At 63.2% G+C, this 19,955-nt stretch carries 17 protein-coding genes; 4 read left to right on the forward strand and 13 right to left on the reverse strand.

The features are described from left to right. The first annotated feature begins 58 nt into the window (after positions 1-58). Positions 59-925: a LysR family transcriptional regulator gene (locus tag ACI2KG_RS14290; protein WP_400617414.1), complete on the forward strand. Its 867-nt coding sequence runs from the start codon at positions 59-61 to the stop codon at positions 923-925. Here ACI2KG_RS14290 and ACI2KG_RS14295 read toward each other — a convergent pair. From ACI2KG_RS14295 to ACI2KG_RS14315, 5 genes are all read right to left on the reverse strand, one after another. Further along, on the reverse strand, positions 899-2,053 hold the full coding sequence (locus tag ACI2KG_RS14295) for an HPP family protein (protein ID WP_404662347.1): 1,155 nt from the start codon (positions 2,051-2,053) through the stop codon (positions 899-901). The two genes, ACI2KG_RS14290 and ACI2KG_RS14295, sit on opposite strands and share 27 nt — an antisense overlap. Positions 2,054-2,530: 477 nt before the next feature. Further along, the gene (locus ACI2KG_RS14300; RefSeq protein ID WP_404662348.1) at positions 2,531-3,865 is read right to left on the reverse strand and encodes a sensor histidine kinase; all 1,335 of its coding nucleotides are present in this window, start codon (positions 3,863-3,865) and stop codon (positions 2,531-2,533) included. After that, on the reverse strand, positions 3,862-4,530 hold the full coding sequence (locus ACI2KG_RS14305) for a response regulator transcription factor (protein WP_400617417.1): 669 nt from the start codon (positions 4,528-4,530) through the stop codon (positions 3,862-3,864). Before ACI2KG_RS14305 ends, ACI2KG_RS14300 begins: the two co-directional genes overlap by 4 nt. Beyond that, a complete protein-coding gene (locus ACI2KG_RS14310) occupies positions 4,531-4,845 on the reverse strand; it encodes a PepSY domain-containing protein (RefSeq protein ID WP_404662349.1) in 315 nt (104 codons plus the stop codon). Continuing rightward, positions 4,845-5,153, reverse strand: coding sequence for a PepSY domain-containing protein (locus ACI2KG_RS14315; protein ID WP_016714736.1), 309 nt, complete (start codon positions 5,151-5,153; stop codon positions 4,845-4,847). Before ACI2KG_RS14315 ends, ACI2KG_RS14310 begins: the two co-directional genes overlap by 1 nt. A 499-nt stretch (positions 5,154-5,652) precedes the next feature. Here ACI2KG_RS14315 and queD point away from each other — a divergent pair, with 499 nt between their 5' ends. Next, a complete protein-coding gene (gene queD / locus ACI2KG_RS14320; RefSeq protein WP_016392794.1) occupies positions 5,653-6,009 on the forward strand; it encodes a 6-carboxytetrahydropterin synthase QueD in 357 nt (118 codons plus the stop codon). 24 nt (positions 6,010-6,033) lie between these two features. On the opposite strand, the gene ACI2KG_RS14325 is transcribed toward queD, so the two are convergent. Both ACI2KG_RS14325 and ACI2KG_RS14330 read right to left on the reverse strand, forming a co-directional pair. Beyond that, complete coding sequence (locus ACI2KG_RS14325) at positions 6,034-6,636, reverse strand: hypothetical protein (protein ID WP_404662350.1); 603 nt, start codon at positions 6,634-6,636, stop codon at positions 6,034-6,036. Between the two features lie 71 nt (positions 6,637-6,707). Further along, positions 6,708-7,175: a DUF1289 domain-containing protein gene (locus ACI2KG_RS14330; RefSeq protein WP_404662404.1), complete on the reverse strand. Its 468-nt coding sequence runs from the start codon at positions 7,173-7,175 to the stop codon at positions 6,708-6,710. Positions 7,176-7,581: 406 nt separating this feature from the next. Here ACI2KG_RS14330 and acnB point away from each other — a divergent pair, with 406 nt between their 5' ends. Beyond that, a complete protein-coding gene (gene acnB / locus ACI2KG_RS14335) occupies positions 7,582-10,191 on the forward strand; it encodes a bifunctional aconitate hydratase 2/2-methylisocitrate dehydratase (protein WP_400617542.1) in 2,610 nt (869 codons plus the stop codon). A gap of 189 nt (positions 10,192-10,380) precedes the next feature. Here acnB and prpD read toward each other — a convergent pair whose 3' ends face one another. The 6 genes from prpD to ACI2KG_RS14365 all read right to left on the reverse strand — a co-directional run bounded on the left by prpD (position 10,381) and on the right by ACI2KG_RS14365 (position 19,112). Next, entirely contained in the window at positions 10,381-11,865 is a 1,485-nt protein-coding gene (gene prpD, locus ACI2KG_RS14340; protein ID WP_404662351.1) for a 2-methylcitrate dehydratase, read from the reverse strand. 167 nt (positions 11,866-12,032) lie between these two features. Next, positions 12,033-13,223: a 2-methylaconitate cis-trans isomerase PrpF gene (prpF, locus tag ACI2KG_RS14345; RefSeq protein WP_404662352.1), complete on the reverse strand. Its 1,191-nt coding sequence runs from the start codon at positions 13,221-13,223 to the stop codon at positions 12,033-12,035. Positions 13,224-13,422: 199 nt separating this feature from the next. Continuing rightward, positions 13,423-16,011, reverse strand: a complete 2,589-nt coding sequence (gene acnD / locus ACI2KG_RS14350) for a Fe/S-dependent 2-methylisocitrate dehydratase AcnD (protein WP_404662353.1) — start codon at positions 16,009-16,011, stop codon at positions 13,423-13,425. Positions 16,012-16,206: 195 nt separating this feature from the next. Next, positions 16,207-17,334, reverse strand: a complete 1,128-nt coding sequence (prpC, locus tag ACI2KG_RS14355) for a 2-methylcitrate synthase (protein WP_404662354.1) — start codon at positions 17,332-17,334, stop codon at positions 16,207-16,209. A 174-nt stretch (positions 17,335-17,508) separates the two neighbouring features. After that, a complete protein-coding gene (gene prpB, locus ACI2KG_RS14360) occupies positions 17,509-18,399 on the reverse strand; it encodes a methylisocitrate lyase (RefSeq protein ID WP_404662355.1) in 891 nt (296 codons plus the stop codon). Continuing rightward, the gene (locus ACI2KG_RS14365; RefSeq protein ID WP_404662356.1) at positions 18,396-19,112 is read right to left on the reverse strand and encodes a GntR family transcriptional regulator; all 717 of its coding nucleotides are present in this window, start codon (positions 19,110-19,112) and stop codon (positions 18,396-18,398) included. The genes prpB and ACI2KG_RS14365 overlap by 4 nt, the downstream gene beginning before the upstream one ends. Positions 19,113-19,418: 306 nt before the next feature. Here ACI2KG_RS14365 and ACI2KG_RS14370 point away from each other — a divergent pair, with 306 nt between their 5' ends. Continuing rightward, positions 19,419-19,955 carry an ATP-dependent zinc protease gene (locus tag ACI2KG_RS14370; RefSeq protein ID WP_400617482.1) on the forward strand — a complete coding sequence of 179 codons (537 nt, stop codon included), beginning with the start codon at positions 19,419-19,421 and terminating at the stop codon, positions 19,953-19,955.

A 19,955-nucleotide genomic window follows, 5' to 3' on the forward strand; every position in this document is an offset into this window, starting at 1 on the left:
GCCCCATAACGGTGCAAAGCCTCTAGAATAGGCCACCCCTTCAGCCACCGAGCAACCCATGGACATCGATCAGGCCCGTACCTTCCTGGAAATCGTGCGTTGCGGCAGCCTGGTCGCCGCCGCCGAACGCCTGTTCGTGTCACAGACCGCGATCACCGCCCGGGTACAGCGCCTGGAGCAGCAACTGGGCTGCCAGTTGTTCGTGCGCAGCCGCAACGGTGCCAGCCTGACCAGTGACGGTGAGGCGTTCGTCAGTTATGCCAACCAGCTGGTGCAAACCTGGGAAGCGGCACGCCGCGACCTGCCCTTGCCGCAAGGCTGCCAGCAGGTGCTGCATGTGGGCGGAGAGGTGAGCCTGGGCAACCCGATGATGCTCGACTGGGTCAGCGCCTTGCACCGTGAGCTGCCCAGCCACGCGATCCGCAGTGAGGTCAGTGACGGCGAATCGCTGCTGCGCAAGGTCGAGATGGGCCTGCTGGACGCCGCGCTGGTGTACCAACCGACCTACGGCCCTGGCTTGCAAGTCGAGCAGTTGATGGAAGAAAAGCTGATCCGCGTGCGTCGGGTCGACCAGCCCGAGCCGTATATCTACATCGACTGGGGCGATGCCTTCCGCCGCCAGCACGATGCCGCCCTGCCCGACTGCGCGCGCCCGGCACTGAGCTTCAACCTCGGGCCGCTGGCCCTGCAGTTCATTCTCGATCAGGGCGGCAGTGGCTACTTCCGCACGCGGGTGGTGCAGGCCTACCTCGACAGCGGGGTCTTCGAGCGGGTACCGCAGGCGCCGGAGTTCACCTACCCGACGTTCCTGGTGTACCCGCGCAAGCGCGACAGCGAAGCGTTGCAGCAGGCTTTCAGCATCCTGCGCCGGCTGGTGGCCGCTGGCGCCAGTGACTGGTCACAACGCTGGGACCCGGTTATCTGAAGCCTCGGCCTTGCTGAGCAGTTGACGCTTGAGGCCGGCGATCAGGTCGGTCTGGGTGATCACCCCCACCAGCTTGTCGGCGTCGAGCACTGGCAGGCAATGCAGGCCTTGTTCGCACAGCAATGGCAGCAGGCGCTCGAGTGGGTGCTGGCTGCTGACGCTGACCACCCGCCGGCTCATCACCTGCTCCATGCGCACCACCTTGCGGCCGAACAACCCGCGCCAGCTGAAACGGCCACGCTGCATGGCCGGGCCGACCAGGTCGCTGAGGCTGACGATGCCTACCAGTTTGCCCTGCTGCAGCACCGGCAAGGTTTTCAGGTGGTGACTGGCGAGCATTTTCCAGGCCTGCTCCAAGGTAGTGTCGGGGCTGGCGAATTGCACATCGCGTGACATTACCGACGCGGCGGTAATACCGCCCAGGCTGCGCTGCAAGGCGTGCTGCTCGGTGGCGAGGATGATGCGCTCCAGCTCGTCCCGGGTGACGTCGACGAACTCGCCCAGCTCTTCCAGGGCCTGGTCAAGGTCTTCACTGCGGATGCCCACGCGCTCGCTGGGTAGCGGGTCATGGGTGTGGTGCAGGTCTATGCGCGGTACCGCGCCTTTCGGGTAGCGCACGCCGGTCAGGCGGTTATAGAGGATTGCCACCGTTACCAGGATCAGCGCATTGAGCAGCACCGGTTCCAGCAGGTGGTCACCCATGGCAGTCAGCCCCGAGTCGGCCAGCACCGCACTCACCGCCACCCCGCCACCGGGCGGGTGCAGGCAGCGCAGCAGGCACATCACCAGAATCGAGATGCACAATGCGGCAGCGGCTACCCACAGTTCGGGGCCGAAGCCCTGACGCATGGCCAGGCCGACTGCACCGGCCAGCGCATAGCTGCCCAGCACCGGCCAGGGTTGCGCCAGCGGGCCGGAGTGCACGGCGAATACCAGCACGGCCGAGGCAGCCAGCGGGCCAAGCAGGTGCAGGGCAATGCCGGGGCCATAGGCCATGCTGGTCAACCAGCCGGCGAGGAACAGGCCAAGCAACGCGCCGATACCGGCACGCAACCATTCTTTTGGGGGAATATTCAGGGGCGCCGGCAACAGCCGCTGCAGACGACTTTCGGAACGCGAGGCAGACATTTAAGTAATCGGGATCTTTGTTTTTTCTGTTTAAAAAGAAAGCCCAGCCGAGCTGACCTGGGCCTCGTATTGCGCATGCAATATCACAAGGGGGCTCCGTCCATGGAGAGATGGAAACCGCAGGGTTTCGTGGGCGGATTTTGCCGGGCGGGGCGGGATTGGGCTAATTCAAAAAAATGCGCCTGTACTGCAATTTTTTTGCAGTGGTGATACGGGCATGGGCTCACGCCTGTAAGTTGGCATTGGGGCTGCTGCGCAGCCCATCGCAGGCAAGCCAGCTCCCACAGGTTCTGTACAGGGCTCAACAGCGGCGCAATCCCTGTGGGAGCTGGGCTCATGTTTGGGAGTTGGCATAGGGGCTGCTCTGCAGCCCATCGCAGGCAAGCCAGCTCCCCCAGGTTCTGTAAAGGGCTCAAGAGCGGCGCAATCCCTGTGGGAGCTGGCTTGCCTGCGATGGGCCGCAAAGCGGCCCCGGCTCTATCGAGCCTTGCGCGGTAGCTCGATTAAAACCCGCAGCCCGCCTTGAGGGCTTTCCGACAGCGCCAACCGCCCTCCCCAGGCCTCAACGATATCGCGCACAATCCCTAGCCCCAGGCCATGCCCGTCAACCTGCTCATCCAGCCGCGAACCGCGCTCCAGCACCTGCTGCCGCTGCCCTTCGGGAACACCCGGCCCATCGTCATCGACCCACAGCCGATAACCCTCGGTATCCGATGCAATACCCAGGCGCACCTCGCTGTCCGCCCATTTGCAGGCGTTGTCCAGCAGGTTGCCCAGCAGCTCCAGCACGTCCTCCCGGTCCCACGGCAACAGCAACCCCGGTGTCACATCACTGGCCAGCAGCAGCCCCTCGCCGTGGATCATGCCCAAGGTCCCGAGCAACCCCGGCAACTCGGCATCACAATCGAACTGCGCCCCCGGCAGCGCATCACCTGCCAGGCGCGCACGGTTCAACTCACGCGCCAGGCGCTGCTGAATCTGCTCCAGCTGCTCACGCATCTGCGCACGCACCTCGGGTAAATCCTTCAGGCGCTCGCTGGACGCCAGGCTCAGCAGCACCGCCAGCGGTGTCTTCAGCGCATGGCCGAGGTTGCCCAAGGCATTGCGCGAACGGCGCAGGCTGTCTTCGGTGTGGCTGAGCAAATGGTTGATCTGCCCCACCAGCGGCGCCAGTTCGCTGGGCACTTCGGCATCCAGTTGCGAACGCTGGCCCTGCTGCAGCTGGGCAATCTGCTGGCGGGCCCGTTCCAGGGGCCGTAGCGAGCGGGTTACGGTAATGCGCTGTAACACCAGCACCAGGATCAACGCGATCAGGCCCATGCCCAGGCCGATCTGTTGCAGGCGGCGGAAACCTTCACGTACCGGTGAGTAGTCCTGCGCCACGCTGATCGAAATGTCCTGGCCCAAGCGCCGGTAGTCGGCGCGCAAGGCCAGCAGCTGCTGGCCTTCAGGGCCAAGTTCATGGCTGTCGGAAAGGCCCGGTGCGGCGGGCTTGGGCATATCCAGGTCCCACAACGAGCGTGAGCGCCATGTATTCTGCTGAAGGGCGCCATTGTCGAAATCGATGCGGAAGTAGTAACCCGAGAACGGCCGCTGATAGGCCGCCGAAATCCGCCGCTCGTCCAGCTGCAAACCGGACGGCCCGCGCACCAGGGCCACCAGCAGGTTTTCGCTTTCCTTGCGCAGGCCGTTCTCCAGGTAGCGCTGCAGGCCGGCTTCGAACAGCCATAAGGTCAGCTGCGCCAGCACCACGCCGACCACCACCAGCACGGCAACCAGGCCCAGGCTCAGACGCGCCTGGATCGATTTCACTCGCCGCTCCCGGCGTAGATGTAGCCTTGGCCGCGGCGGGTTTCGATGACACTGCGGCCAAGCTTGCGGCGCAGGTGGTTGACGTGCACTTCCAGTACGTTGGAATCACGCTCGGTCTCGCCGTCGTAGAGGTGTTCGGCCAAGTGGCTCTTGGACAGGATCTGCTGCGGGTGCAGCATGAAGTAGCGCAGCAGGCGGAATTCGGCGGCGGTCAGCTGGATATCCACGCCATCACGGCTGACGCACTGGCGGCTTTCGTCCAGGTGCAGGCCGGCCGCTTCCAGCTTCGGCTGGTTGGCCAGGCCACGGGCACGGCGCAACAGGGCCTGGATGCGCAGTTGCAGCTCTTCGGGGTGAAAGGGCTTGCTCAGGTAGTCATCGGCCCCGGCCTTCAGCCCCTCGATACGCTCGGCCCACGAGCCGCGGGCGGTCAGGATCAGCACAGGCGTGGCCAGGCCACCGGCACGCCACTGCGCCAACACCTCCAGGCCCGGCAAGCCCGGCAGGCCGAGGTCGAGAATGATCAGGTCGTAAGGTTCGCTCTGGCCCTGGTACACCGCGTCACGGCCGTCGGCCAGCCAGTCCACGGCATAGCCCTGGCGTTGCAGGCCGGCGATCAGTTCATCGGCCAGCGGTACGTTGTCCTCGACAAGCAACAGGCGCATTCAGTCGTCTTCCTCGTCTTTGAGCAGTGCGCCGGTGCTGGCGTCGAGCTTGATTTCGCGCACCACACCTTCAGCCGTCAGCAACTCGACTTCATATTCGTAGCGATCGTCGTCCTCTTCCAGTTCGGCTTCCAGCAAACGCGCCCCGGGGTAACGCCCCAGGGCGGTTTCCAGCAATTGTTCGAGTGGCAGGATAACGCCCTTCTGCCGTAGCTTCAGGGCTTCGTCCTGGTCGAGGTCGCGGGCAGAGGCCAGGGAACACACGGCCAGCAGCGCCAGCGCGAGGTAACGCGCTGGCCGCGGTAAGTGGATCATCAGTTGTCCCGCTCGTCCTTCAGTACTTCACCGGTCTTGGCGTCCAGCGCCACGTCCCATTCGACGTTCTGCGTGTCGCGCAGCTCGACCTTGTAGATGTAGCGGCCGTACTCGTCTTCCAGCTCGGAATCGGTGACGGTGGCACCCGGGTGCTTGGCCACGGCGGTGGCCTTGAGTTCGTCCAGCGACTTGATGGTCTTGGCATTGACCAGTTTGACCACTTCATCGGGCTGCACGTCCTTGGCGAAGGCGGCATTGGCACCGAGGGCAAGGGCGGCGGCGGTGAACAGGGCAGTCAAGGTTTTCATCGTTCTTCTCTCCTGAGAACTGTGCAAGTTGTCTACGGGGTTAAGATTAACCCGCGGTCCTTAATTCAACCTGAAAACAGCTGGCGGCATGATAGCGCAGCCGGTTTGCAATGGGGCGATGAGCGGCTAGGCGCATGGCGCTGACGGGTGCTTGCCTTGGGATTTTGGTTGCCTGTCAGATCGAGCGCCGCCCGCGCGGCGCTTCGCGGCACAAGGCCGCTCCCACATTTGTTTCGGGCCAGTTACTCCTGCCACCTGCGCACTCGCACCCTGGGTGCATGGCTGGAGATTGATGACGACAGCAGCGCAGCCGATATCGGCGGGAACAAACAAGGCAGGCAGAGGTGACCTCACAGGAGAGACTGGCCCGAAACAGATGTGGGAGCGGCCTTGTGCCGCGAAGCGCCGCGCGGGCGGCGCTCGATCTGATAGGCGCTGAAGATATCCAGGCAAACTGGTAAACTGCGCGCATTATTGATTCACACAGAGTTATGACAGCGTGGAAATCTTCAAGGAATTCACTTTCGAATCGGCCCACCGCCTGCCCCACGTGCCTGCCGGGCACAAATGCGGCCGCCTGCACGGCCACTCGTTCAAGGTCGGGCTGCACTTGACCGGCCCGCTTGACCCCCACACAGGCTGGATTCGTGACTTTGCCGAGGTAAAGGCAATCTTCAAGCCGATCTACGAGCAACTGGACCACAATTACCTGAACGACATCCCGGGCTTGGAAAACCCCACCAGCGAAGTGATCGCCAAGTGGATCTGGGAGCAGGTCAAGCCGCTGATGCCGGAGCTGTCGAAAGTACGTATCCACGAAACCTGCACCAGTGGGTGTGAATACACGGGCGACTGAGGCACGCACGCGGCGGGGCGAGCATCACTGGAAAGGGTACTCCTGAATCTCCAGCGTCACCCGCCCACGCTGCCCGGTGGCCTTGCTGTTCAGGTACGGCTTGCCGAACTGCTTGTAGCGTTTGACGGCAAAATCGTCGTAGGTCGCAAGCGTCAGATTGTGGTGCAGCGCCCCCACCGTCAGCCGCGTTGGCGCCAAGCCCTCCAGGCGCCAGAGGTCGTTGGCCGCAATAATTGTACTTTCGGGCGAATCGAACAGGCTGATGTACATGGCCATGTAGCCTGACAGGTCGGCCTCCATCACATACTTCATGATTCTGGGGGGCATACTCGGGCGCAGCACGGCGGGCCTGACTTGGTAGTAATAGCCACCGCCCAGGAAATGCCCCTCATAAACCCCGAACCAGAACCTGTCGGCAAGCACACCCTTGCCATTCTGAGACTGATCGAGCGGCTCGCTACGCATGTAAGTGTCCATGCCGTCGTTACCGTCGAAGCGCATCCACACGGGAACAATCCCTGGCGCGTTCTGATCCCACTTACCGGGCTCGACACGGGTGTCATCCAACTGCCACCAGACTTTGGCAATGAAGGAAGTCTTAGGCACAAAACGATAATAGATCGGCATGAACGAGCCCTCGCAAGAATGAAGGGCGAGCTTGTCATGCCGCTGCGGGGTATTTCAGATGGAACGAGGCGCTAAGGCAGTGCAGCCTTGAGAAATGCCGGGGCGATATAACGCTGGTAGTGCGCCTCGGACAACAGGAAGAATTCACGGTCGATGGCATCGCGCAGCTGCGGCAGCTCCCAATCGCGAAACTCCGGCAGCAGCACCATGCCGTAGGCCTCCAGGTCACGGATCATCCGCGCCCCGCGGGCAATCAGCTGGTAGGCCCAGCAATACTCCGACTGCTGCTCGACAAAGCGGATGGAGCGCTGCTCCAGTTGCTGGCGCAGCAGGCTTTTGTCGAACACCTCAAGCTTGGCCATCATCACCTGCACCAGCAATTGCTCTAGGCGCAGCCACACGGCGCGCTTCTGGTCGTCGTCGTAGCCGTTCCAGTTGATGACTTCGTGGTGAAAACGCTTGCAGCCACGGCACACCGTGTCTCCGTACACCGTGGAGCACAGGCCGACGCAAGGGGTCTTGATGGACTTGTTGGACATGAAAAACAACGGCTTGGCGGTGGAACACCGGCCCATGTTAGCCCTTTGTCTAACCAGGGTCACCCGTTAAAGTCATGTTCTGCGCCTTACCTTCGGCCGTTTTTTGCCGTAGAATCATCCCGCCTTTTCAAAGGCAACAATGTCCGTTGGAAGCTGTTTTCAAAGCGTCACGAGCACAGTTAATCCGGTAGAACGGCGTTGGCCCGGGCCATGCACCCCTCGCATGCCCGCGCCAGCCCTCATCAGCTCCCCGTTCTGCAGGCGTAAAACTTTGAAAGCAGCTTCTGTAAGGATTCTTTGCGACTCTGGCTGGGCGGCCCACAAAGCCGTGGCAGCGCATGGGTGCATCGAATGCTGGATAAGCGTCCCGGACCCCCTTTAGGGACCACTGATGAGGGAAATAACTGTGCTTGAAGCCTACCGCAAACACATCGAAGAGCGTGCCGCCCTGGGTATCGTGCCCCAGCCGCTGAACGCCGAACAAACTGCAGGCCTGGTCGAGCTGCTGAAAAACCCGCCGGCCGGCGAAGAAGCCTTCCTCGTAGACCTGATCACCAACCGCGTACCACCAGGGGTCGACGAAGCTGCCTACGTCAAGGCTGCTTTCCTCTCTGCCGTCGCCAAGGGCGAAGCCAAATCGCCACTGATCGACCGCAAGCACGCTGCCGAGCTGCTGGGCACCATGCAGGGCGGCTACAACATCGAAACGCTGGTTACGCTGCTGGATGACGCCGAACTGGGCGCCGTCGCGGCCGAACAGCTCAAGCACACCCTGCTGATGTTCGATGCCTTCCACGACGTGGCCGAAAAAGCCAAGGCCGGCAATGCACACGCCAAGGCTGTTCTGGAATCCTGGGCTGCCGGCGAGTGGTTCACCTCGCGCCCGGCCATCGCCGACAAGTACACCCTGACCGTGTTCAAGGTACCTGGCGAAACCAACACCGACGACCTGTCGCCTGCCCCGGACGCCTGGTCGCGCCCTGACATCCCGCTGCACGCCCTGGCCATGCTGAAAATGGCCCGTGACGGCATCGAGCCGTCGCAGCCAGGTTCGGTCGGCCCGCTGGCCCAGATCGAAGCGGTCAAGGCCAAGGGCTTCCCGGTTGCCTACGTCGGTGACGTGGTCGGTACCGGTTCGTCGCGTAAATCCGCTACCAACTCGGTGCTGTGGTTCTTCGGCGACGACATCCCGTACGTGCCGAACAAGCGCGCCGGTGGTTTCTGCTTCGGTACCAAGATCGCCCCGATCTTCTACAACACCATGGAAGACGCCGGCGCCCTGCCGATCGAATTCGACTGCACCAACCTGGCCATGGGCGACGTCATCGACGTGTACCCGTTCAAAGGTGAAGTACGCCGTCACGACAGCGACGAGCTGGTTACCGAGTTCACGCTGAAAACCGAAGTACTGCTGGACGAAGTCCGCGCTGGCGGCCGTATCCCGCTGATCGTCGGCCGCGGCCTGACCGAAAAGGCCCGTGCCGAACTGGGCCTGGGCGCTTCCGACCTGTTCAAGAAGCCAGAGCAGCCTGCCGACACCGGCAAGGGCTTCACCCTGGCGCAGAAAATGGTCGGTCGTGCCTGCGGCCTGCCAGAAGGCCAGGGCGTACGCCCAGGCGCCTACTGCGAGCCGAAGATGACCACCGTCGGTTCCCAGGACACCACTGGCCCGATGACCCGCGACGAGCTGAAAGACCTGGCGTGCCTGGGCTTCTCCGCTGACCTGGTGATGCAGTCGTTCTGCCACACCGCGGCCTATCCGAAGCCGATCGACGTCACCACCCACCACACCCTGCCAGATTTCATCCGCACCCGTGGCGGCGTGTCGCTGCGCCCGGGCGACGGCATCATCCACAGCTGGCTGAACCGCATGCTGATGCCTGACACCGTCGGTACCGGTGGCGACTCGCACACCCGCTTCCCGATCGGCATCTCGTTCCCGGCCGGTTCCGGCCTGGTAGCCTTCGCCGCAGCCACCGGCGTCATGCCGCTGGACATGCCAGAGTCGATCCTGGTGCGCTTCAAGGGCAAACTGCAACCAGGCATCACCCTGCGTGACCTGGTACATGCCATCCCTTACTACGCCATCCAGAAGGGCCTGCTGACCGTCGAGAAGAAAGGCAAGAAAAACGCCTTCTCCGGCCGCATCCTGGAAATCGAAGGCCTGGACGAACTGACCGTCGAGCAAGCCTTCGAGCTGTCCGACGCCTCGGCCGAGCGTTCCGCTGCCGGTTGCACCATCAAGCTGCCAGAGAAGGCCATCGCCGAGTACCTGCAGTCCAACATCACCCTGCTGCGCTGGATGATCGGCGAAGGCTACGGCGACCCACGCACCCTGGAGCGCCGCGCCCAGGCCATGGAAGCCTGGCTGGCCAAGCCTGAGCTGCTGTCGGCCGACGCCGATGCCGAATACGCCGAAATCATCGAAATCGACCTGGCCGACGTCAAAGAGCCTGTGCTCTGCGCGCCGAACGACCCGGACGATGCCCGCCTGCTGTCCTCGGTACAGGGCGAGAAGATCGACGAAGTGTTCATCGGTTCGTGCATGACCAACATCGGTCACTTCCGCGCTGCCGGCAAGCTGCTGGACAAGGTCAAGGGTGGTATCCCGACCCGTCTGTGGCTGGCCCCGCCAACCAAGATGGACGCTCACCAGCTGACCGAAGAAGGCTACTACGGCATCTACGGCAAGGCCGGTGCGCGCATGGAAATGCCAGGCTGCTCGCTGTGCATGGGTAACCAGGCACGTGTGCAGACCGGTTCGACCGTGGTTTCCACTTCGACCCGTAACTTCCCGAACCGTCTGGGCGACGCCACCAACGTGTACCTGGCATCGGCCGAGCTGGCTGCTGTCGCGTCGATCATCGGCAAGCTGCCGACTGTCGAAGAGTACATGCAGTACGCGAAAGACATCGACAGCATGGCCGCCGACGTTTACCGCTACCTGAGCTTCGACCAGATCGCCGAGTTCCGCGAAGCTGCGGCCAACGCCAAGATCCCGGTGGTTCAGGCGTAAGCTGAGCAGCAAGTTGTAAGCTGCAAGCTACAAGAAAAAGCCCCGGCAGCGATGTCGGGGTTTTTTTGTGTCTCCTGTGCGGGCCTCTTCGCGGCTAAAGCCGCTCCTACACAGACCCCGCCGCTCTCAAGACCTGTGCAGGACCGTGTAGGAGCGGCTTTAGCCGCGAAGAGGCCGCCACAGGCAACCTCAAATCACGAACAAATCCACAAACCTGTGCACTGCCATGCCCTCCAGCTTCTGCTGGTTCTTGCACACATCCAGAATTTCCCCACAGCGCTGCCGCGCAAAACGCGTCGCCAGGTTGGCCCTGAACTTGGCCTCCAGCAACGGAATGCCCTCCTCCCGCCGCCGCCGATGCCCGATCGGGTATTCCACCACCACTTGCTCGGTACTGCTGCCGTCCTTGAAAAACACCTGTATGGCATTGGCGATCGAGCGCTTGTCCGGCTCCAGATACTCTCGGCTGAAACGCGGATCTTCCACCACTTCCATCTTCTCGCGCAGGCGATCGATGCTCGGGTGGTTGGCATGGAAGGCATCTTCATAATGCTCGGCCTGCAAATGGCCGAAAATCAGCGGCACGGCCACCATGTACTGCAGGCAATGATCGCGATCGGCGGCGTTGGCCAACGCACCACTCTTGGAGATGATGCGAATCGCCGACTCCTGGGTGGTGATGACGATACGGTCGACTTCATGCAAGCGGTTACGCACTTTCGGGTGCAGGGTTACTGCCGCCTCGCAAGCGGTCTGGGCGTGGAACTCGGCGGGAAAACTGACCTTGAACAACACATTTTCCATCACATAGCTGCCCAAGGCTTGCGGCACACGCAGCTCCTGCTGCCCGACAGGCTTCAGCGCCAGGTCCTTGTTGGTGTGGCTGAACAACACGTCATAGAAGCCCCACTGCGGCGCCGTGAGCACACCCGGCACGCCCATCTCGCCGCGCAGGGCGATATCGGCCAGGCGCACACCACGGCTGGAGGCGTCGCCGGCGGCCCAGGACTTGCGCGAACCGGCATTGGGCGCATGGCGATAAGTGCGCAGCGCCTGGCCATCGACGAAGGCATGCGACAACGCAGACAGCATCTGCTCACGGTTGGCGCCCATCAGCCTGGCGCATACCGCCGTCGAAGCCACCTTGACCAGAATCACGTGGTCGAGGCCGACGCGGTTGAAGGCGTTTTCCAGCGCCAGCACACCCTGGACCTCATGAGCCATGACCATGGCAGCGAGTACATCGCGCATCAGCAGCGGTTGTTCGCCAGCCGCTACGCGCTTTTGCGACAGGTGATCGGCAACGGCCAGGATGCCGCCGAGGTTGTCCGAAGGGTGCGCCCATTCGGCGGCCAACCAGGTGTCGTTGTAGTCCAGCCAGCGCACGGTGCAACCAATGTCCCAGGCGGCCTTGACCGGGTCCAGGCGGTAGGCGGTACCGGGGACGCGGGCGCCATTGGGTACGACGGTGCCTTCGACCAGGGGGCCGAGCAGTTTGGTGCATTCCGGGAAGCGCAAGGCCAGCAGGCCGCAGCCGAGGGTGTCCATCAGGCAGTTGCGCGCGGTGTCCAGGGCTTCGGCGGATTCGACCTGGTAGTCGAGGGCGTAGTCAGCGAGGGTTTGCAGCACCCGGTCGTAGTCCGGGCGGTTGTTGAGGTCCACGTTGGCGCTCATATCCAGCTCCCTTCAAAAGTGCTGGGGCTGCTGTGCAGCCCATCGCCGGCAAGCCAGCTCCCACAGGCATCGCGCAACCCTTGGAGCTTGTGCAGTACCTGTGGGAGCTGGCTTGCCGGCGATGGGCCGCACAGCGGCCCCGCTTGAAGCCGAGCGCCAGTGGTGCGTTAGAAGCTATCGCCAGGCACGCGAACCCAGCCTTCCATCAGCACGCGAGCACTGCGGCTCATGATTGCCTTGGTCACCGTCCACTGGCCATTCACCTGGCGTGCCTCGGCCCCTACCCTCAGGGTGCCCGAGGGGTGGCCGAAACGCACGGCGCTGCGCTCGCCCCCGCCCGCGGCGAGGTTGACCAGCGTGCCTGGAATGGCCGCGGCGGTGCCGATCGCCACCGCCGCCGTGCCCATCATGGCATGGTGCAGCTTGCCCATCGACAAGGCGCGCACCAGCAGGTCGATATCACCCGCCTGCACCGCCTTGCCACTGGACGCAGTGTAGGTGCTCGGCGGCGCAACGAAGGCCACTTTCGGCGTGTGCTGACGCCCGGCAGCCTGGTCGACGTTGTCGATCAGTCCCATGCGCACAGCGCCGTAGGCACGAATGGTCTCAAAGCGCAGCAGCGCCTGCCGGTCGCCATTGATGGCATCCTGCAGTTCCGTGCCGGTGTAACCGATATCGGCAGCGTTGACGAAAATGGTCGGGATGCCGGCATTGATCAAGGTCGCCTTGAAGGTGCCGACACCCGGCACCTCCAGGTCATCGACCAGCTTGCCGGTGGGGAACATTGCACCGCCGTCGCCCTCTTCGTCAGCGGCCGGGTCAAGGAACTCCAATTGCACTTCGGCCGCCGGGAAGGTTACCCCGTCCAGTTCGAAATCGCCGGTCTCCTGCACTTCGCCCTCAGTGATTGGCACATGGGCGATGATGGTCTTGCCAATGTTGGCCTGCCAGATGCGCACGGTGGCAACACCGTTGCGCGGAATGCGCGCCGGGTCGACCAAGCCGCTGCTGATGGCGAAGGAACCTACGGCAGCCGACAGGTTGCCGCAGTTGCCGCTCCAGTCGACGAAGGCCTTGTCGATGCTGACCTGGCCGAACAGGTAGTCGACATCGTGTTCGGGCTTGATGCTTTGCGACAGGATCACGGTCTTGCTGGTGCTGGAGGTGGCGCCGCCCATGCCGTCGATCTGCTTGCCGTAGGGGTCGGGGCTGCCGATGACCCGCAGCAGCAACGCGTCGCGGGCGGGGCCTGGGATTTGTGCCTGCTCGGGCAGGTCTTGCAGGCGGAAGAACACGCCTTTGCTGGTACCGCCACGGATGTAGGTGGCGGGGATCTTGATTTGAGGTGCGTGTGCCATTGGTGTGCTGTCCTGTCTGAAATGCATATGGCCTCTGGGGCTGCTGCGCAGCCCATCGCCGGCAAGCCAGCTCCCACAGGGACCGCGCAATCCTGAACCAACCAGTGCCTACAGGAATCGCACAGTCCTGAGGTCAGCGCGGTACCTGTGGGAGCTGGCTTGCCGGCGATGGGCCGCAAAGCGGCCCCCGTTGTTTTGGTCAGGCGGTTGCTTCGAGGAAGTCCTGAGCAAAGCGCTGCAGCACCCCACCTGCCTCGTAGATCGACACTTCCTCGCCAGTATCCAGGCGGCAGGTCACCGGCACTTCCAGGCGCTCGCCGTTGGCACGGGTTACCACCAGAGTCAGGGTCGCCCGCGGGGTGCGCGCACCCAGCACGTCATAGGTCTCGCTGCCATCCAGGCCCAGGGTCTTGCGGTCGGTGCCCGGCGTGAACTCCAGCGGCAACACGCCCATGCCCACCAGGTTGGTGCGGTGAATGCGCTCGAAGCCTTCGGCGACGATGGCCTCGACACCGGCCAGGCGCACGCCCTTGGCCGCCCAGTCACGCGACGAGCCCTGGCCGTAGTCGGCACCGGCCACGATGATCAGCGGCTGCTTGCGCTGCATGTAGGTCTCGATGGCCTCCCACATGCGGGTGACCTTGCCTTCCGGCTCTAGCCGCGTCAGCGAGCCCTGCCTCACGCTGCCGTCGTCCTTGCGCACCATTTCGTTGAACAGCTTGGGGTTGGCAAAGGTGGCGCGCTGGGCGGTCAGGTGGTCGCCGCGGTGGGTGGCGTACGAGTTGAAGTCCTCTTCCGGCAGGCCCATTTTCGCCAGGTATTCGCCGGCGGCGCTGTCGAGCATGATGGCGTTGGACGGCGACAGGTGGTCAGTGGTGATATTGTCCGGCAGCACCGCCAGCGGGCGCATGCCACGCAGGGTGCGCTCGCCGGCCAGGGCACCTTCCCAATAGGGCGGGCGGCGGATATAGGTGCTCATCGGGCGCCATTCATACAGCGGCGCAACCTTCGGCCCGCGGTCTTCCTCGATGGCGAACATCGGGATGTACACCTTGCGGAACTGCTCCGGCTTGACCGCGGCACGTACCACGGCGTCGATCTCTTCGTCGCTGGGCCAGATGTCCTTGAGGCGGATTTCCTTGCCATCGACCACGCCCAGCACATCCTTCTCGATGTCAAAGCGGATGGTACCGGCGATCGCGTAGGCCACCACCAGCGGCGGCGAAGCGAGGAATGCCTGCTTGGCGTAAGGGTGGATACGCCCGTCGAAGTTGCGGTTACCCGACAGCACGGCGGTGGCGTACAGGTCACGGTCGATGATCTCTTGCTGGATCACCGGGTCGAGCGCGCCCGACATACCGTTGCAGGTGGTGCAGGCGAAAGCGACGATGCCAAAGCCGAGCTGCTCCAGTTCCTTCTCCAGGCCGGCCTCCTCCAGGTACAGCTGCACCGCCTTGGAACCCGGTGCCAGCGACGACTTGACCCACGGCTTGCGGGTCAGGCCCAGTTTGTTGGCATTGCGCGCAATCAGGCCTGCGGCAATCACGTTGCGCGGGTTGCTGGTGTTGGTGCAGCTGGTGATGGCGGCAATGATCACCGCACCATCAGGCATTTGCCCCGGCACTTCTTCCCAGCTGCCGGCAATGCCCTTGGCTGCCAGGTCGCTGGTGGCCACGCGGGCATGCGGGTTGGACGGGCCGGCCATGTTGCGCACCACGCTCGACAGGTCGAAGCTCAGGGTGCGCTCGTAGACCGCGCCAGCCAGGCTGTCCGCCCACAGGCCAGTGGCCTTGGCATAGGTTTCCACCAGCTTGACCTGCTGTTCTTCGCGGCCGGTCAGGCGCAGGTAGTCGATGGTTTGCTGGTCGATAGCGAACATCGCCGCCGTCGCGCCGTATTCCGGCGCCATGTTGGAGATGGTGGCGCGGTCGCCCAGGGTCAGGGCGCGGGCGCCTTCACCGTGGAACTCCAGGTAAGCACCCACCACTTTCTGCTTGCGCAGGAATTCGGTCAGGGCCAGCACCAGGTCGGTGGCGGTGATGTTCGGCGCCAGCTTGCCGGTCAGCTCGACGCCGATGATTTCCGGCAGGCGCATCCACGAGGCGCGGCCGAGCATCACGTTTTCGGCTTCCAGGCCGCCAACACCAATGGCAATCACGCCCAGCGCGTCTACGTGCGGGGTGTGGCTGTCGGTGCCGACGCAGGTGTCGGGGTAGGCCACGCCACGGTCGTTGTGGATCACCGGCGACATTTTCTCCAGGTTGATCTGGTGCATGATGCCGTTGCCCGGCTGGATCACATCGACGTTCTTGAACGCCTTCTTGGTCCAGTTGATGAAGTGGAAGCGGTCCTCGTTGCGGCGGTCTTCGATGGCGCGGTTCTTGTCGAAGGCTTGCGGGTCAAAGCCGCCGCATTCGACGGCCAGCGAGTGGTCGACGATCAGCTGTACCGGCACCACCGGGTTGACCTGGGCCGGGTCGCCGCCTTTGTCGGCAATGGCGTCACGCAGGCCGGCGAGGTCGACCAAGGCCGTCTGGCCGAGGATGTCGTGGCACACCACGCGCGCCGGGAACCACGGGAAGTCGAGGTCGCGCTTGCGCTCGATCAGCTGGCTGAGCGAGGCGTCGAGGGTAGCCGGGTCGCAGCGGCGCACCAGGTTTTCGGCGAGCACGCGGGAGGTGTAAGGCAGGCCATCGTAGGCGCCGGGCTTGATCGCCTCGACCGCCGCGCGGGCATCGAAGTAGTCCAGGTCGGTGCCTGGCAGGTGCTTGCGGTATGCAGTGTTCATAGGGTTATCAGGCTCGGTCACGGTACGGTCGTGGATAGCTTTCTAATTGCTGCCCTGTGCTGGCTGGCCCGGCCTCATCGCCGGCAAGCCAGCTCCAACAAGGGCAGTACAAGCCTCAAGGGCAGTGCAACACCTGTGGGAGCTGGCTTGCCGGCGATGAGGCCAGAACAGGCTACCCCCCACAGGTTCAGTGAGTCAGCGCTGCTCGATTGGCACGAACTGGCGCTGTTCGACGCCGACATACTCGGCGCTCGGGCGGATGATGCGGTTGTTGGCGCGCTGTTCGAAGACGTGCGCTGCCCAGCCGGTCAGGCGCGAGCAGACGAAGATCGGGGTGAACAGCTTGGTCGGAATGCCCATGAAGTGGTACGCCGAGGCATGGTAGAAATCGGCGTTGGGGAACAGGCGCTTCTGCTCCCACATGGTCTTGTCGATGGCTTCGGAAACGGGGTACAGCACCTTGTCACCGACTTCGTCGGCCAGCTGCTTCGACCAGCCCTTGATCACCTCGTTGCGCGGGTCGGATTCTTTGTAGATGGCATGGCCAAAGCCCATGATCTTGTCCTTGCGCTCGAGCATGCGCAGCAGCTCGGCAGTGGCCTCCTGCGGGCTCTGGAAGCGCTCGATCAGCTCCATGGCTGCTTCGTTGGCGCCGCCGTGCAGCGGGCCGCGCAGCGAACCGATGGCCGCGGTAACGCAGGAATACAGGTCGGACAAGGTCGAGGCACACACGCGGGCGGTGAAGGTCGAGGCGTTGAACTCGTGCTCGGCGTAGAGAATCAGTGACACGTTCATGACCTTGACGTGCAGCTCGCTCGGCTTCTTGCCGTGCAGCAGGTGCAGGAAGTGGCCGCCGAGGGTGTCTTCATCACTGGTGCAATCGATGCGCACGCCATGGTGGGTGAAGCGGTACCAGTAGCACATCACCGCCGGGAAGAGCGCCAGCAGGCGGTCGGTCTTGTCGCGCTGGGCTTCGAAGGTCAGTTCGGGCTCCAGGGTACCGAGCACCGAGCAACCGGTGCGCATCACGTCCATCGGGTGGGCATCACGGGGGATACGCTCAAGCACTTCTTTCAGGGCTTGCGGCAGGTCGCGCAACCCCTTCAGCTTGTGCTTGTAGTCGGTCAGCTCGGCCTGGGTTGGCAGCTCGCCGTACAGCAGCAGGTAGGCGACTTCTTCGAATTCGGCGCCGGCGGCCAGGTCGCGCACGTCATAACCACGGTAGGTCAGCCCGGCACCGGCCTGGCCCACGGTCGACAGTGCCGTCTGGCCAGCCACCTGGCCGCGCAGGCCTGCGCCACTGAGTACTTTTGCTTCGGCCATGGTGTTTCTCCTTTCTTGAATTTGTTATGGAATCTTTCTGGCTAATCGGGTTTGCCTGTGCCGGCCTCTTCGCGGCTAAAGCCGCTCCTACAAGGTCCTGCACAGGTCTTGAGCGCCGTGGGGTCTCTGTAGGAGCGGCTTTAGCCGCGAAGAGGCCGGCACAGGCACCATCGCTTACCCTTTCTTCTGCGCAAACAGCGCATCAAGGCTTTGCTCAAAGGCGTGGTAACCAATGGCATCGTAGAGCTCCATGCGGGTCTGCATGGTGTCGATCACGTTCTTCTGCGTGCCGTCGCGGCGCAGCGCGGCGTACACGTTTTCGGCCGCCTTGTTCATGGCGCGGAACGCCGACAGCGGGTACAGCACCAGCGACACGTCGACCGAGGCCAGCTCTTCGGTGGTGTACAGCGGCGTGGCGCCGAACTCGGTGATGTTGGCCAGGATCGGGGCCTTCACCCGGGCTGCGAAGGTTTTGTACATCTGCAGTTCGGTAATGGCTTCCGGGAAAATCATGTCGGCGCCAGCTTCGATGCAGGCCTCGGCACGGTCCAGGGCGGCGTTCAGGCCTTCGACGGCCAGGGCGTCGGTGCGCGCCATGATCACGAAGCTGTCGTCGGTACGGGCATCGACTGCGGCCTTGATACGGTCGACCATTTCCTGCTGGGTGACGATTTCCTTGTTCGGGCGGTGGCCGCAACGCTTGGCACCGACCTGGTCCTCGATATGGATGGCAGCAGCGCCGAACTTGCTCATCGAGCGCACGGTACGGGCCACGTTGAAGGCCGAAGCACCAAAGCCGGTGTCGACATCCACCAGCAATGGCACGTCGCACACGTCGGTGATGCGGCGCACGTCGGTGAGTACATCGTCCAGGCCACTGATGCCCAGGTCCGGCAGGCCCAGGGAGCCTGCGGCCACGCCGCCACCGGACAGGTAGATGGCCTTGAAGCCGGCGCGCTTGGCCAGCAAGGCATGGTTGGCATTGATGGCGCCAACCACCTGCAGCGGGTGTTCAGCGGCTACGGCATCGCGGAAACGCTGACCTGGGGTGCTCTTCACAGTCATTTCTCACCTCGTGGGCTGTTGTTGTGGGCGTCCAGATAATGACGCTCGATATTGCGCTTGGACGCGCCGATGTGGCGGCGCATCAGGAGTTCGGCCAGTTCACCGTCACGGTCGGCGATGGCATCCAGAATGCGGTGATGCTCGGCAAAGGCCTGGCGTGGCCGGTTGGGCGTGGCCGAAAACTGGATGCGGTACATGCGCACCAGTTGGTACAGCTCGCCGCAGAGCATCTTGACCAGGGTCTGGTTGCCGCTACCCTGAATGATCCGGTAATGGAAGTCGTAGTCGCCTTCCTGCTGGTAGTAACCCAGGCCCGCCTGGAACGCGGCATCGCGCTCGTGGGTGTCGAGCACCCGGCGCAGCTCGTCGATTTCGGCCTGGCTCATGCGTTCGGCAGCCAGGCGGCAAGCCATGCCTTCCAGCGATTCGCGAATTTCGTACAACTCGATCAGTTCGGCGTGGTTGAGCGACACCACCCGCGCGCCCACATGCGGTACGCGCACCAGCAGGCGCTGGCCCTCCAGGCGGTGGATGGCCTCGCGCAGCGGCCCGCGGCTGATACCATAGGTGCGCGCCAGCTCTGGCTCGGAGATCTTGCTGCCGGGGGCGATCTCACCCTTGACGATGGCCGCCTGAATGCGCCGAAAGACGTTTTCGGACAAGGTTTCCGTTTCGTCTGTCAACACAGGGCTAAGGGTGGAAAGGTCTTGCATATTGTCGACACCTTGAAAATCTCTTCGCCAGAAATTAGCGAATCAAGCCCTGTAAGTCAAAGACAAAATCAATATTGTCGACAATCGTCTAAGAACGAACTAACGCTGGCCAAGCGCTGTCAGATCGCGCACCGCTGGCGTCAAGACGTCGGCGTGATAGAATGCCGCGCCTCCGATGGGGTATGGATAGCCTGTCTGTCATACATTCATGCTTGTTGACAGATGAACGAGGAAGCTTGCGCAGTAGTTGCCAGTCACCTTGACCTGAACCTTGCCTAGAACCTTGCACTGCACCGCGCCAGGATTATGAGACTTACACCTGTTTTATTGCTGCTATGCCTCACCCTGCTGCCGGCCCTTGGCCACGCGGCGGGCAAGACCGTGTACGGTCTCAACGAATACGCACGCTTGGGCGACCTGGACCTGGAAGTGGCGGCCAAGCTCGATACCGGCGCCAAGACCGCTTCGCTCAGCGCCCGCGACATCAAGCGCTTCAAGCGCAATGGTGAAAGCTGGGTGCGTTTCTACCTGGCGATCGATGCCGCCCATTCGCACCCGATCGAGCGGCCCCTGGCGCGCGTGAGCAAGATCAAGCGCCGGGCGGGCGACTATGATGCCGAATCCGGCAAGGCCTACACCGCCCGCCCGGTCATCGAACTCGAAATCTGCATGGGCCAGGCCTTGCGCACTATTGAAGTCAACCTCACCGACCGCAGCGCCTTCCAGTTCCCGCTGCTGATCGGTTCCGAGGCACTCAAGCACTTCGATGCGCTGGTTGACCCAAGCCTTAAATACGCGGCCGGCAAACCTGCCTGTGCCACCGACGCTCCCAAAGCAGAGTAA

Source organism: Pseudomonas sp. NPDC089407, assembly GCF_044900445.1.
GTDB lineage: Bacteria > Pseudomonadota > Gammaproteobacteria > Pseudomonadales > Pseudomonadaceae > Aquipseudomonas.